Source organism: Brevundimonas sp. DW-iso22 (assembly GCF_058725425.1).
The window spans coordinates 297,451-310,192 of record NZ_JBZXEB010000005.1; the positions used below are offsets into that span (position 1 = coordinate 297,451).

15 protein-coding genes and 1 tRNA gene are annotated in these 12,742 nt (G+C 65.2%); 12 read left to right on the forward strand and 4 right to left on the reverse strand.

From position 1 onward, the window contains the following. Nucleotides 1-74: 74 nt before the first annotated feature. The 7 genes from AC4PRM_RS10215 to AC4PRM_RS10245 all read left to right on the forward strand — a co-directional run bounded on the left by AC4PRM_RS10215 (nucleotide 75) and on the right by AC4PRM_RS10245 (nucleotide 5,375). Nucleotides 75-326: a FliM/FliN family flagellar motor switch protein gene (locus AC4PRM_RS10215; protein ID WP_373258365.1), complete on the forward strand. Its 252-nt coding sequence runs from the start codon at nucleotides 75-77 to the stop codon at nucleotides 324-326. Between the two features lie 50 nt (nucleotides 327-376). Continuing rightward, nucleotides 377-463, forward strand: a tRNA-Leu gene (locus tag AC4PRM_RS10220). Between the two features lie 139 nt (nucleotides 464-602). Then, nucleotides 603-2,012 carry a magnesium transporter gene (gene mgtE / locus AC4PRM_RS10225; RefSeq protein ID WP_487921778.1) on the forward strand — a complete coding sequence of 470 codons (1,410 nt, stop codon included), beginning with the start codon at nucleotides 603-605 and terminating at the stop codon, nucleotides 2,010-2,012. A 62-nt stretch (nucleotides 2,013-2,074) separates the two neighbouring features. Continuing rightward, nucleotides 2,075-3,127: a lysozyme gene (locus AC4PRM_RS10230; RefSeq protein WP_373258364.1), complete on the forward strand. Its 1,053-nt coding sequence runs from the start codon at nucleotides 2,075-2,077 to the stop codon at nucleotides 3,125-3,127. A gap of 104 nt (nucleotides 3,128-3,231) precedes the next feature. Next, complete coding sequence (locus AC4PRM_RS10235; protein WP_492039759.1) at nucleotides 3,232-4,395, forward strand: acyl-CoA dehydrogenase family protein; 1,164 nt, start codon at nucleotides 3,232-3,234, stop codon at nucleotides 4,393-4,395. A 53-nt stretch (nucleotides 4,396-4,448) separates the two neighbouring features. Further along, nucleotides 4,449-4,634, forward strand: a complete 186-nt coding sequence (locus tag AC4PRM_RS10240; protein ID WP_492039760.1) for a DUF3008 family protein — start codon at nucleotides 4,449-4,451, stop codon at nucleotides 4,632-4,634. A 105-nt stretch (nucleotides 4,635-4,739) separates the two neighbouring features. After that, on the forward strand, nucleotides 4,740-5,375 hold the full coding sequence (locus tag AC4PRM_RS10245) for an exopolysaccharide biosynthesis protein (RefSeq protein ID WP_492039761.1): 636 nt from the start codon (nucleotides 4,740-4,742) through the stop codon (nucleotides 5,373-5,375). A 7-nt stretch (nucleotides 5,376-5,382) separates the two neighbouring features. Here AC4PRM_RS10245 and flaF read toward each other — a convergent pair whose 3' ends face one another. Further along, the gene (gene flaF, locus AC4PRM_RS10250; RefSeq protein ID WP_373258360.1) at nucleotides 5,383-5,751 is read right to left on the reverse strand and encodes a flagellar biosynthesis regulator FlaF; all 369 of its coding nucleotides are present in this window, start codon (nucleotides 5,749-5,751) and stop codon (nucleotides 5,383-5,385) included. Then, a complete protein-coding gene (gene flbT, locus AC4PRM_RS10255; RefSeq protein ID WP_373258359.1) occupies nucleotides 5,711-6,133 on the reverse strand; it encodes a flagellar biosynthesis repressor FlbT in 423 nt (140 codons plus the stop codon). The genes flaF and flbT overlap by 41 nt, the downstream gene beginning before the upstream one ends. 133 nt (nucleotides 6,134-6,266) lie before the next feature. Here flbT and AC4PRM_RS10260 point away from each other — a divergent pair, with 133 nt between their 5' ends. From AC4PRM_RS10260 to AC4PRM_RS10270, 3 genes are read left to right on the forward strand one after another with little or no spacing between them, the layout of a single operon-like run. Beyond that, entirely contained in the window at nucleotides 6,267-8,084 is a 1,818-nt protein-coding gene (locus tag AC4PRM_RS10260) for a tetratricopeptide repeat protein (RefSeq protein ID WP_492039762.1), read from the forward strand. 36 nt (nucleotides 8,085-8,120) lie between these two features. Beyond that, the gene (locus AC4PRM_RS10265; RefSeq protein ID WP_492039763.1) at nucleotides 8,121-8,567 is read left to right on the forward strand and encodes a hypothetical protein; all 447 of its coding nucleotides are present in this window, start codon (nucleotides 8,121-8,123) and stop codon (nucleotides 8,565-8,567) included. A gap of 11 nt (nucleotides 8,568-8,578) precedes the next feature. Beyond that, nucleotides 8,579-8,794, forward strand: a complete 216-nt coding sequence (locus AC4PRM_RS10270) for a hypothetical protein (RefSeq protein ID WP_492039764.1) — start codon at nucleotides 8,579-8,581, stop codon at nucleotides 8,792-8,794. Nucleotides 8,795-8,858: 64 nt separating this feature from the next. On the opposite strand, the gene cysS is transcribed toward AC4PRM_RS10270, so the two are convergent. After that, nucleotides 8,859-10,310: a cysteine--tRNA ligase gene (gene cysS, locus AC4PRM_RS10275; protein ID WP_492039765.1), complete on the reverse strand. Its 1,452-nt coding sequence runs from the start codon at nucleotides 10,308-10,310 to the stop codon at nucleotides 8,859-8,861. A 161-nt stretch (nucleotides 10,311-10,471) separates the two neighbouring features. Between cysS and folE the strand changes: the two genes are divergently transcribed. Beyond that, entirely contained in the window at nucleotides 10,472-11,098 is a 627-nt protein-coding gene (gene folE, locus AC4PRM_RS10280) for a GTP cyclohydrolase I FolE (RefSeq protein ID WP_373258354.1), read from the forward strand. 169 nt (nucleotides 11,099-11,267) lie between these two features. After that, the gene (locus AC4PRM_RS10285; protein ID WP_373258353.1) at nucleotides 11,268-11,705 is read left to right on the forward strand and encodes a biopolymer transporter ExbD; all 438 of its coding nucleotides are present in this window, start codon (nucleotides 11,268-11,270) and stop codon (nucleotides 11,703-11,705) included. A 102-nt stretch (nucleotides 11,706-11,807) separates the two neighbouring features. Here the strand turns inward: AC4PRM_RS10285 and AC4PRM_RS10290 are convergent, their stop codons facing one another. Continuing rightward, the gene (locus tag AC4PRM_RS10290) at nucleotides 11,808-12,728 is read right to left on the reverse strand and encodes a MotE family protein (protein WP_492039766.1); all 921 of its coding nucleotides are present in this window, start codon (nucleotides 12,726-12,728) and stop codon (nucleotides 11,808-11,810) included. Nucleotides 12,729-12,742: the final 14 nt, after the last annotated feature.

Sequence of the window (12,742 nt, forward strand, 5' to 3'; positions counted from 1 at the left end):
AAGACTCAATGTGTCCCCCGAAGGCATCGCGCAAGGGCTGTCGCTTGCGCACCTTCGCTTGAACCGGATGTGCCTTGAGCCAGATTGACGCCGTCGATGTCGAGATTTCCGTCGTGCTTGGCCGTTCGGTCCTGCCGATGTCGCAACTGCTCAAGATGGGCCGTGGCGCGGTGATCCCGCTCGACGCCTCCGAAAGCGACGAAGTCTGGATCCTGGCCAACAACCACCCTGTGGCCCGTGGTGAGATCGAGATCCGCGACGACCGCATCGCCATCACCGTGACGCGGGCGGCGGATGTATACGACTTCATGGCGGGAGCGGCTTAGCCCTCTTCCCTTTCCCCGCGACCTCCGCTATCAGCCCCGCTCCGATGTGAGCGGCCGTGGCGGAATTGGTAGACGCGCAGCGTTGAGGTCGCTGTTCCTTAACCGGAGTGGAAGTTCGAGTCTTCTCGACCGCACCATCGGATTTCGAAACCTGTGAGGCGGCTGGACTTCGGTCCACCGTCCGGGCAGGCTTCCTTCATTCAGGCGAACCGCTGGCGGTTCATGGGGCGACGCATCGGCGAATAGCTGATCCATTTTTTGAGGGAGGCTTGAAGCGTGATCACCACCGCAGACGCCCCCTTGCCGCCCGAAGCCGAAGATCACATCGCCCTGGACGAAGACTACGTCCTGACGCCCGCCTTCGTCGAAAAGGTCGTCGATGCCGCCGACGACGGTGACGGCGCGCGTCTGACGGCCCTGCTGGAAGACCTCCACCCCGCCGACGTCGCCGATCTGATGGGCTTTCTGACGGAACAGCATCGCGGTGTGGTCGTGATCTGGCTGCCCGCCGACCTGTTGGCCGAGACCCTGCCCGAGCTGGACGACAGCATCCGCGAGGAGGTGCTGGAGCGCGTCCCCCACCTGATCCTGGCCGAAGCGCTGCAGGAGCTGGATTCCGACGACGCTGCCGCCGTGGTCGAGGACCTGGAGGACGACCAGCGCGAAAAGGTCCTGGCCGCCATGCCGGACGAGGATCGCGCCGCAATCGAAAGCTCGCTGGGCTATGCCGAGGACACGGCCGGTCGCCTGATGCAGCGCGAGGTCATGGCTGCGCCCCAGTTCTGGAATGTCGGCGATACCATCGATCACATCCGCAAACAGGGCGAGGACCTGCCCGAGCTGTTCTTCGACATCTATATCGTCGACCCGGCCAACAAGCCGATCGGCGGCGTGGCGGTCAGCGGCCTGCTACGGGCACCGCGCACCGTCGCCCTGACCGACATCATGGAGCCGATCAACGCGATCGCTGTCGATCAGGACCAGGAAGAGGTCGCCTATATCTTCGAGAAGTATCACCTGATCTCGGCCCCGGTGGTCGATGCGGCGGGCCGTCTGGTCGGCCAGATCACCGTCGATGACATCGTCAACATCATTCAGGAAGAGAACCGCGAGGATATCCTGCGCCTGGCCGGTGTTCAGGACGAGGACCGCGGCTCCTCCATCCCCGAGATCGTGCGCAGTCGCGTGCCCTGGCTGACCATCAACCTGGCCACCGCCACCCTGGGGGCCAGCGTCATCGGCTGGTTCGAGGGCACGATCCAGCAGATCGTGGCCCTGGCCGTCCTGATGCCCATCGTCTCGGCCATCGGCGGCAATGCGGGGACCCAGGCCCTGACCGTGACCGTTCGCGCCCTGGCCACGCGCGAGCTGAACAGCTCCAACGCCCCGCGCACCTTCTGGCGCGAACTGGTCGTGGGCCTGGCCAATGGCCTGGTGCTGGCCCCCCTGATCGGCCTGGCCACCGCCTTCTGGTTCCGGGACGAAGGCTGGCTGATCGGCGTGGTCATCGCCGCCGCCATGGTGCTGAACCTGCTGGTTGCCGCCAGCGTGGGCGTGCTGACGCCCCTGACCCTTTCCAAGCTGAAGTTCGACCCGGCCGTCTCCTCCGCCGTCTTCGTGACCGCGACCACGGATTTCTTCGGCTTCCTGATCTTCCTCGGTTTGGCCACGATGGTGCTGCTGTAACGGCGCGGCCCTTGCTGCTTCCCCGGTAGGGCGAGTAAGCCTGTATCGTTCTGGGTCAATCCGTGTCCGACGCCGCCAAGCCACGTCTGAAAATCTCCCGTCCGGGCCTGATGCTCATCAAGAGCTTCGAGGGCTTCCGGCCGCGCGCGGTCCAGGCCGAGGACGGCCGCTGGATCGTCGGCTATGGCCACACCGCCTCGACCCGCGAAGGGGCCACAGTCGATGAGGCCGACGCCGAACTGCTGCTGCAATACGACCTGCTGCCCATTACCGCCGCGCTGAACGACCGCATCGACGGCCCCATCAACCAGCATCAGTTCGACGCCCTGGCCAGTTTTGCCATCTCGGTCGGACTGAAGGCCTTCCTGGCCTCCGATGTCCTGCGTCGCTTCAACGCCGGTCAGGCGAAGGAGGCCGCCGACGCCCTGATCGGCTGGCCCGAACCCGAATCGCCCGACGCCGCGCCGCGCCGCCGCTCAGCAGAGCGGGCCCTGTTCAATGCCGGACCCGACGCCTCCGTCACCGTCGCCGACCTGATGATCGCGCCCCTGCCGGTCGCAGGCGACCTGTCGGAAAAGCCTGCCCCCCTGCCCGCCAACGCTGAGGCCACCGATCCCCAACCCGCCAGCCCGGCCTCGGACGCCCGCGCCGCCGCCGTGGCCAGCCTGCTGGGCGAAAGCGCGCCTGTCACCTCGACCCCCGTCACCACGACAGATGGGACACCCGCCACCGCACCAGCCACCGACGATGTCGCCGCCGACCCTGCCCCGCAGTGGGACGCAGGCTCGACCTCGGCCCCAACAACGGACACGGCCTCGGATCAGACCCCGGCCGTCGTCGAGGATGAAACGCCGACCGCATCGGTCATGCGACACGAGGCCACGCCTGCGAAGGCCAAGGGCTTCGACTGGGGCTATACCGGGGCCTTCCTGATCATGGGGGCCATCGGCTTCACCGCCTGCGGGGCCGCCGCTGCGGCCTTCCGCCTGGCCTCCAGCCGGCCCTCGCCCTCGAACGAGACCCTGGTCATCGCCGGCGTTCTGGGCCTGATCGGCGCGGTCTGCGTCGCCGCCGCCGCTTGGAACCTCTACGTCCGCTGGAGCAAACCGGACTGATCATTCCTCCCCCCTCGGGGGAGGGGAACCATGCGAAGCATGGTGGAGGGGGCTGCCTTCTCTCTCGCTTCACTCGCAGGGATGAATGATGCTAACCCCGCGTCATGAGCATTCCCTTCGCCCCCCAATCCATGGAATTCGGCCTCGGTGAGACGGCTGACGCCATCCGCGACACCACCGCCCGCTGGGCCGCCGACCGTCTGGCCCCCCTGGCGGCCGAGATCGACGAGACCAACGCCTTCAAGCGCGAGCTCTGGCCCGAAATGGGCGATCTGGGCCTACACGGAATCACGGTGGAGGAAGAGTACGGCGGCCTCGGCCTCGGCTACCTCGAACACGTCGTGGCCATGGAAGAAGTGTCCCGCGCCTCGGCCTCCATCGGCCTGGCCTACGGGGCCCACTCCAACCTTTGCGTCAACCAGATCCGCCGCTGGGGCACCGAAGAGCAGAAGCGCAAATACCTGCCCGGTCTGATCTCCGGCGAACACGTCGGCTCCCTGGCCATGTCCGAGGCCGGCTCCGGCTCCGACGTCATGTCCATGCGCACCCAGGCCCGCAAGGAGGGCGACCGCTACATCCTGAACGGCACCAAATTCTGGATTACCAACGCCCCCCACGCCGAGACCTTGGTGGTCTACGCCCGCACCGGCGAAGGCAACGGCGGCGTCACCGCCTTCCTGATCGAAAAGGGCATGAAGGGCTTCAGCGTTTCGAAGAAACTCGACAAGATGGGCATGCGCGGCTCCGACACCGCCGAACTGGTCTTCGAGGACTGCGAGGTCCCCGCCGAGAACATCATGGGCGGCGAAGGGCGCGGCGCGGCCGTGCTGATGAGCGGCCTGGACTATGAGCGCGCGGTGCTGGCCGCCGGTCCGCTCGGCATCATGCAGGCCGCGCTGGACGTCGTCCTGCCTTACGTCAGAGACCGCAAACAGTTCGGCAAGGCTATCGGCAGCTTCCAGCTGATGCAGGCCAAGGTCGCCGACATGTACGTTGCCCTGAACAGCGCCCGCGCCTATGTCTATGCCGTCGCCTGCGCCTGCGACCAGGGCAAGACCACCCGCTACGATGCCGCCGGGGCCATCCTCCTTGCTTCCGAGAATGCCGTGAAGGTCAGCCTGGAGGCCGTTCAGGCCCTGGGCGGTGCCGGCTACACGAAGGAATGGCCCGTCGAACGCCTGGTCCGCGACGCCAAGCTGTACGACATCGGGGCCGGAACGAATGAAATCCGGCGTTTCCTGATCGGGCGGGAGTTGCTGGGCGGCTGACGGCGGAACCCTCGGGCGGGCGGTGACTTCTCCTATCGGAAGGAGTTCCCCCCATGCCCGCCAAATCCGCCGCCCAACAGAAGGCCGCCGGCGCTGCCCTCAGCGCCAAGCGCGGCGACACGCCCAAATCCGATCTGAAGGGGGCGTCCAAATCCATGGTCAACTCAATGAGCGAGACGCAGCTCGAGGACCTGGCCCACACCAAACCCAGCGGCAAGCCCGAACACGTTGACGACTGAGCCGTCGCGGCCCCGCTCGAATCGTCATGGATTTTTGTTAAGTGGCGCGAAGGGCCTGTCGTGCCTAGATCGGGCGTCAACGCCGCCTCCGGATGCCGCCTCCTGATGCCAGACTACCACTATCAGGCTGACACCCGCACCTTCTCCCAGGTGATCGAGGATATCGGCGCGCGAGAAGAGCCGAAGCTCTATCTCGGCGAACTGATCAACGGGTTTGGAGAGCGCGGTTTCGGGGCCATGCTCCTGTTCTTCGGCCTGATCAGCGTGGTCATCGGTGCCGTCCCGGGCACGACGACCGTTCTGGGTGCCCCCATCCTGCTGATCGCGCTGCAACTGGTCTTCAGAGGCGATCAGCTTTGGATGCCGAGCTGGATCCTGAAACGCAGCATCGACCGCGCGACCTATCGTACCGCCATCGGCAAGATCATGAAGCCCCTGCGCAAGGTTGAGCGGCTGTCGCGTCCTCGCCTGTCGATCATGACCAGCGAGGTTTCAGAAGTCCTGATCGGTATCGCCTGCGTCGTCCTTTGCCTGATCCTGATGCTGCCGATCACGGGGGGAAACCTGTTTCCGTCCCTGATCGTGGCTGCCTTCGGCTTCGGCCTGATGCAGCGCGACGGGGCCATCATTGTCATCGGCTGGATCGCCACCGCCGGCTTCGGCGTCTTCGTCTGGCTGGCCTGGGAACTGATCAGCCGGGTCGTCCTGGCCACCTGGGAGTGGGCCACCGGCCTCTTCTAGTCTGGCCCTAGGCCGCCTGAGCTGTCCCCGGTCCGGCCAGCCCTTGCATGATCATCTTGTTGATGTCGATCAACGCCTCGAAGTCGTCATCGCCGCGCATCACAACGGACGAATGGCGGCTGACGAACAGGCTGATCGAGATGATCTGGGCTCTCAGCGCCTTGTCCATCCGGTTGTCAGGGTCCGAGCAGTCGGTGGCCAGCACCGACCACAGGCGCCGGTTCCAGTCCAGGGCATCGATGCGCGTGGCGATGTCCGACTTGTCGACCGTCGCCGCATGCATCAGCGCGCGGGTGACCTGGCCGAACAGCCGGTATTCCATTTCGCGCGGGTTTTCAGTCCGCTTGGCTGCGGACGCGTACGCCTGAAGCGACATCGGCCAGACCCTCCTCGTAATCTACCAGTTTGCGGGCCGACATCAGCGCCTTGTAGTATTCCTTGGCCATCACATGGCGTGAGGCTGAGACGCATTCGGCCTGGATTTCAGGGTTGCGCGTGGCCCCCATGAACTCTGTCAGGCGCAGCACGAACTCGTCATAGACCTTGGGTGCCGAGGTCTCGTCCAGATACATCATCATGACCGGGAAATAGACGCGCCGGGCGGGCGTGTTCACGTCCTCCAGCTGCATGATGTCCTTTTCGCGCAGTACACTGGCCTTGTTCTGCAGGATCAATACGCCCCGGCGGTCCCCGTTCTGGACGACTGCCCCGTTCAAAACGAATTTCTCGCCCGGCTTGAGCGACAGCTTCAGCGGCATGAGAGGACGCACTCCGACTGGCCCGAGAACCCAGAATGGAATCAGGCGAGCAAACGCAGGCTAAACAGTCGTGGTTAACCATCCCTTGTGACGTTCGAGGCACCATGCCCCTTATCCCGAACCAGGCCTGCTCATGACCACCAATCCCCTGCTGGATGCCGCCCCGCAAGAGCAGGCGCATGCCCCGCGCGCCGTGCTTCAGGCGACGGTCGGCAATGCCGCCTCCCCTGCAGCCATCCGCAGGCTGTCGCACGCACTGGGTGGATCCAGACCGTCTTCGGCCAAAGCCCAACGGCTTGTGGTTGAAAAACTGCGCGCAGCCCTGGCGGCTGTGCGTAGCGGCAACTTCGCTCTTGGTATCCGTCAGGCTCAGGGCGCGCTAAAGGCCGATCCTGAAAGTGGTGTTGCCTGGCATGTCCTGGCCATTTGCCATGAAAAGTCGGGCGAGGTCGTCGCGGCCCTGGAGGCCTATCAGGCGGCCTTGCAGCGCCTGCCCGAAGGTACAGACATCGCCCATGACCTGGGCCGGCTGGCGCATCAGCTGGGCTATCTGCCCATCGCCGAAAAGCTATTGCTGCGCTACCTCGCCGCCCATCCAGGCCATGCCGAGGCGACCAACAATCTGGCCTGCGTCCTGCGTGATCAGAACCGCTACGCTGACGCCATCGGCTTGCTCACTCCCCTGCTTGAGATCGAACCCGCCAACGCTGTTCTGTGGAACACGCTCGGCTCCGTCCTGAACGATCAGGGTCAGGTCGATCAGGCCCTGATCTTTTTCGAGGAGGCCCTGCGTCTTGATCCCGACTTCGCCAAGGCCCGGTACAACCGCGCCAATGCCCGCTCTCCTCTGGGTGACATGGTCGGTGCGCTCGATGACATCGACGCGGCTCTGCCCGGTGCCGAAACGCCTTATGAACAGGCCATGATGCGCATGGCTCGCGCCATCACCATGATGGGCCTGGCAAGGATACCCGAAGGGTTCGAGGCCTATGAGGCACGGTTGGACCCCGCACTGCCAGATGCCATGCGGGTGGCGGTCGATGCTCCGCGCTGGGACCCGGCGACCCTGGACATTGCCGGCAAGCGCCTGCTGGTGGTGGGCGAACAGGGAATCGCGGACGAGCTGGTGTTCGCCAATGCCCTCGCCGACGTCATCGACGCCGTTGGCCCGGACGGTCAGGTCTATCTGGCGGTCGAAACGCGCATGGTGCCCTTGTTCCAGCGCGCGCATCCCCGCGCCATCGTCGGCGGGCACCGAGCCGTGCGGCTGGAAGGCCGCCTGACCCGCTACATGCCCTTCGTCGAGGCGTTGTCAGAAGCCGGCGTTCGCATGGACGCCTGGACCCCGATCGCCTCCCTGATGGCCGTCTATCGCCCGTCGATCGCCGCGTTCCCCCCGGCCCAGCAGATCATCGTGCCGGACCCTGAGCGCATCGCGCACTGGACATCCGAACTTCAGGCGCTCGGCCCCGGTCTAAAGGTCGGGCTTCACTGGAAGAGCCTGGTCATGACGGGGGCTCGCGCCGCCTTCTTCGCCACGGGTTTTCAGCTGTGGCAGCCGATCCTGACCGCTCCTGGCTGCGTCATGATCAACCTCCAGTGCGGAGACGTCTCCGACGACCTTGCGGCGGCCGAGGCGGCGGGCGTGCATATCTGGACGCCGCCGATCAATCTCAGGGATGACCTGGAGGACGTGGCGGCCCTCTCAGTCGCCTGCGATCTGGTCATCGGCCCGGGTATCGCCGGGACAAACATCGCAGCCGCCGCCGGAGCCCGCACCTGGATGGTGGCCGCACCCGACGATTGGCACCTGATGCAGACCGACCGGTACGTCTTCTACCCGGATGTCCGCATCTTCAGCCGTGCCGCTGTCGACGGCTGGCCTCAGGTCATTCAGGATATCCGCGACGCCCTGGATCGCGCTGTATCCGGAGACTGGAACACCGCCTGACCCGCGACGTTGTCTCTGGGTACAGGGAGACCCATCATGCCGGATATCGACGACGATCAGGCTCAGGCCGAAGCCTATGACGAAACCCATCTGGATGACGAAGGCGACGGCGACCTCCTGCCCGACGAGGCCGACCCCGTCCTGGATGTGACCCAGGTCGAGGGCGACGCCGACGAGGAAGACTTCGACGAAGATCAGCCCGATGATCTCGACGAAACCCAGGGAGCCTCCGGCATCGAGGCCGAAGCCGACGCCCTGCTGGGCCTCGATGGCGAACGCATCAACCAGATCGACACGGAAAGCGACGGCCAGGGCGGAGCCGACGAGGTCGAGCTCGTCTATTCGGGCCTCATGCGCAACGCCCGCGGGGCGCAGGCCAGCGCCGCCCACTGGGAGGCCAAGCGCCTGTCAGATGACGATATCGAAAGCTTGGGCTACGGCCCTGATGCCGCCGCCGGCGACCGCGACAATCCCCACCGTTGAGGAACTTATTCATGACTGTGTCCAATACCCCATCCAAGACCCGCACCCAGGAAGACTGCGACACCGACACGCCCCACGCCCGCGAGGCTGAGCGCGAACACGGCAAGCCCGATCAGTTGAAGCCCGAAGACCGCATGGCCGAAGATCGCCAGCAAGCCCTCATCGACGAAAGTCTGGAGGAGACATTTCCCGCCAGCGATCCTGCCACCGCCAAGCGGATTACCTGACAGCACGCTGCAAGTTGGCGCTTCTCGCTGTCGGAAACGCTAAAATGTCGGTCCAGTGTTCGCGCTACCCCTTCACCCGCCAGGTCGCGCCTTCCGGCCCGTCCATGACCACGACATTCAGGGTGTTCAGCCGGTCACGGATGCGGTCGGCCTCGGGCCAGTCCTTTGCGGAGCGTGCGGTGGCGCGTTCCTCCAGCAGGGCCTCGACCTCGGTCTTCAGCGTCGCATCGCCGCCCTCGAACCAGGCGTCCGCCGTCAGGGCCAGGACGCCCAGCAGACCAGCGGCCTCGATCAGGCTCCAGCGCGCCATGGCCACATCGTTGATGTCGGCCTCTGCATCATTCAACAGCTCGCGCAGCGCATTGCCCAGAGCGAACAACTGGGCCACGGCCGCGGGCGTGTTCAGGTCGTCCTCGAGCGAGTCGAGCACAGGATCGAGCGCATTCTCCGCCAGCTCCATCTCGGCTTCTTCCAGCGTCGAGATATCGAAATCCATCAAGGCCGCATCGGCGTCCCGCAGCACGCCATACAGCCGGTCCAGGTTCTTCCGCGACTGGTCCAGCAGCACCTGGTTCCAGTCCAGCGGCTGGCGATAGTGCGCGCTCAGCAGGGCCCAGCGCACGACCTCGCCCGGCATCGACTGCACCAGATCGTGCAGCAGCAGGACGTTGCCGACCGACTTGGACATCTTCTCCGCATCGACGGTCAGAAAGCCGTTGTGCATCCAGTAGCCGGCATATTCCTGATGCGCGTCCGCCGAATGGGCGTGGCCATGGGCACAGACGCCCTGCGCGATCTCGTTCTCGTGGTGCGGAAAGACCAGATCGATGCCACCGCCGTGGATGTCGATGGGCAGCCCCAGGGTCTGTTCGATCATGGCCGAGCATTCGATGTGCCAGCCGGGACGCCCCGCCCCCCACGGCGACGGCCACGAAGGCTCGTCGACCTTCGACGGTTTCCACAGGACGAAGTCGTGCGGGTTCTTCTTGTAGGGCGCGACCTCGACGCGGGCCCCCATGATCATGTCGTCCAGATTGCGTCCCGACAGCCGCCCATAGGTTTCGTAGGACGAGACGTCGAACAGCACATGGCCCTCGGCCTCATAAGCGCAGCCGTGATCGATGATGGCCTGGATCTGGGCCACGATGGCATCCATGTGGTCGGTCACATGCGGCGCGATGTCCGGCGGCGACACGTTCAGCTGGGCCATGTCGGCCAGATAGGCCGCCTCGTAACGCGCGGTCACCTCGCCGATCGGCACGCCTTCTCTCGCGGCCTTCTGATTGATCTTGTCGTCCACGTCGGTGACGTTGCGGGCATAGACGACCTTGTCCGCCCCATAGGTCCGGCGCAGCAACCGCACCAGCACGTCGAATACTACGGGGGGGCGCGCATTGCCGATATGGGCATAGTCATAGACGGTGGGCCCACAGACATAGAGGGTCACCCGGTTCGGATCGCGCGGTGTGAACACACGCTTTTCGCGGTGCAGGGTGTCGTGAAGCGTCAGCGTCATAATGCTGCGGGGCCTTGGAAGTGCTTGCGGCTAAGCCGGGGTCGCCCATATAGCCGGTTCGTCCCTGCTGCGAACAGCGGCGCGGACGTTTTCAAGGGAGCGCGGCGCGCGTCCATCCGAAGCCTTCGCTTCGGCGCTACTTCGCCGCGGATACAGGACTAATGACCACCCCCTCCACACCCGCTCTGGTGAGCGTCAACGATGCCCGCGACACCGTCGTGACCCGCCCCAGCCGCGACGAGGCCCTGAAGGCCGTCCGTACCCTGCTGGCCTGGGCCGGTGACAACCCCGATCGTGAAGGCCTGAAGGACACGCCCAAGCGCGTCGTCGATGCCTATGCCGAATGGTTCGACGGCTATGACGCCGATCCGGCCAAGGAGCTGAGCCGCACCTTCGAAGACGTCCAGGGCTATGACGACATGGTCCTGCTGCGCGACATCGAGGTCGAAAGCCACTGCGAGCATCACATGGCCCCGTTCCTGGGCAAGGCCTACGTCGCCTACATCCCGACCGAAAAAGTCGTCGGCATTTCAAAGTTGGCCCGCGTGGTCGAAATCTTCTCGCGCCGCCTGCAGACCCAGGAAACCCTGACCCAGCTGATCGCCGAGGCCATCGAATCGAACCTGCAGCCGGCAGGCGTGGCCATCATGATCGATGCAGAGCACCAGTGCATGACAACGCGCGGCGTTCATCACCGCCACGTCTCGACCATCACCACCCGCTTCACCGGCGTATTCAAGACCGACGAGGCCCTGAAGGATCGCTTCCTGAAGCTGGCCAAGGGTTGAGGCGGCCTTTTTTGCGCCCGCAAGGCGTGAATAACTGCGCTTGAAGCGATCAGGGAACGCAATGGGTGCCGAACGTGCTTTACAAGCGCGGACCGGGACGCCAAGAAACGACCCGACCTAATGTTGTCGCCTGCCGCGTGTTGCGCCGGGCTTGAGGGAGAACCAGCGTATGGGCGCTAAACTTTCCGGCCCCGGTGGCAAGGGCAAGACGATCGAGCAGAACTCGGACATCAACGTCACGCCGTTCGTCGACATCATGCTGGTGCTGCTGATCATCTTCATGGTGGCCGCGCCGCTGGCGACCGTGTCGATCAAGCTGGACCTTCCCCCGGCGATCCCGAACCCGAACGACCCCAACCCCAAAGAGCCGGTCTACATTTCCATCCAGAACGGTGGTGACCTCTATATCTCCGAGAACCAGACAACTCTGGCCGGCCTGACCGCAGACGTGTGCGCTGCCCAGCAGGTTACGACCGACTGCCGCGAGGAGCGTGTCTTCGTTCGTGCCCAGTCCGAGGTCGAGTACCGCCAGTTCATGGAAGTCATGAACGAGCTTCAGGACAAAGGCTTCTACAAGGTCGGCCTGCTAAACGAAGACATCGAATAGGCCTTCCTGTCATTCCGATGAAAGAAAGCCGCGCCCTTCGGGACGCGGCTTTTTTCTTATCGACAGGTCAGCTGCTGCCGACTTTGAAGCGGCAACCGCTCCTTACTGAACGGACTGGCGCGGAGCCGCCGGTGCCGCCTCACCCGCCTGATAGGGCTGCGGTCCTGACGGAGCCGCTGCAGCCGGAGTCGGGGTCGGGGTCGGGGTGGCGGGACGGGGCGTGGGCCTGGACGGTGCCCGGCGCACGGCAGGACGAGGCGTCGGCGTGGCCGCCGCTGGAGCTGCTGCCGGGGTCGGGGCTGGCGGCGTCGCCGTCGCTGCCGACGGCACAGCATTCGCGGTTGGCACAGCCACCGGCCCCGGGGCGGGTGCATTGGCCGTCGCCGCCGTCGCGGCTCGCGCGGCTAGCTGCTGGCGGGCGGCGAAACGCCGGGCCAGTTTCTCGGTCAGTTCTCGGGCTGCAGCAGGCTCCATCTGGGCCATGACGGCCGCCAGTGACCGAGGCCGCATTGCGGCGGCTACGGGCAGGCGTACATCGTCGCTCAGGGTCGCAAACACCCGCGCCGCCTCTTTAGGACGCATGGCTGTATAAACGGCGACCAATCGATCATTCTCGGCCTTCTCCTGCTCGCTGACCTGTCCCAGCAGTTGCTGCACCTCAGCCTTGACGGCCTCCAGCGCCTGCACGCGGGCATCAAGCTTCTGCTCGGCCGTCGCCATCAGCGGCAGCATGGACGCCAGGTCGGTATCCCGCGCATCCAGTTGCGTCCGACGCGATTGCAGCGATTGCAGGATACGCAACTCTGCAGGCGAAATCCCAGCCTGCTGGGCCAGTTGCTCAGGCGTGAGGGCACAGACGGCCGCGGCCGGCTTGACCGCAGCCGCGGCTGCGGCCGGCACGGCCTCCTCGGCCCAGGCCTGAGCCCCCTCGAACAGACCAGGCGCAATGCCGACGGCACGGACCACCACGACCCCGCCGATGGCGACGGCAATCAGGGGCAACAGGCGCGGGATTTTGCTCATGGTCGGTTACTCAC

What these genes read in the sequence shown, in the direction of transcription:
- AC4PRM_RS10240 (WP_492039760.1), top strand. Translation starts at nt 4,449, where the DNA reads ATGCCCGCCAAATCCGCCGCCCAACAGAAGGCCGCCGGCGCTGCCCTC.
- AC4PRM_RS10290 (WP_492039766.1), bottom strand. Translation starts at nt 12,728, where the DNA reads ATGAGCAAAATCCCGCGCCTGTTGCCCCTGATTGCCGTCGCCATCGGC.
- AC4PRM_RS10285 (WP_373258353.1), top strand. Translation starts at nt 11,268, where the DNA reads ATGGGCGCTAAACTTTCCGGCCCCGGTGGCAAGGGCAAGACGATCGAG.
- cysS (WP_492039765.1), bottom strand. Translation starts at nt 10,310, where the DNA reads ATGACGCTGACGCTTCACGACACCCTGCACCGCGAAAAGCGTGTGTTC.
- flbT (WP_373258359.1), bottom strand. Translation starts at nt 6,133, where the DNA reads ATGCCGCTGAAGCTGTCGCTCAAGCCGGGCGAGAAATTCGTTTTGAAC.
- flaF (WP_373258360.1), bottom strand. Translation starts at nt 5,751, where the DNA reads ATGTCGCTTCAGGCGTACGCGTCCGCAGCCAAGCGGACTGAAAACCCG.
- folE (WP_373258354.1), top strand. Translation starts at nt 10,472, where the DNA reads ATGACCACCCCCTCCACACCCGCTCTGGTGAGCGTCAACGATGCCCGC.
- AC4PRM_RS10270 (WP_492039764.1), top strand. Translation starts at nt 8,579, where the DNA reads ATGACTGTGTCCAATACCCCATCCAAGACCCGCACCCAGGAAGACTGC.
- AC4PRM_RS10235 (WP_492039759.1), top strand. Translation starts at nt 3,232, where the DNA reads ATGAGCATTCCCTTCGCCCCCCAATCCATGGAATTCGGCCTCGGTGAG.
- AC4PRM_RS10265 (WP_492039763.1), top strand. Translation starts at nt 8,121, where the DNA reads ATGCCGGATATCGACGACGATCAGGCTCAGGCCGAAGCCTATGACGAA.
- AC4PRM_RS10260 (WP_492039762.1), top strand. Translation starts at nt 6,267, where the DNA reads ATGACCACCAATCCCCTGCTGGATGCCGCCCCGCAAGAGCAGGCGCAT.
- AC4PRM_RS10245 (WP_492039761.1), top strand. Translation starts at nt 4,740, where the DNA reads ATGCCAGACTACCACTATCAGGCTGACACCCGCACCTTCTCCCAGGTG.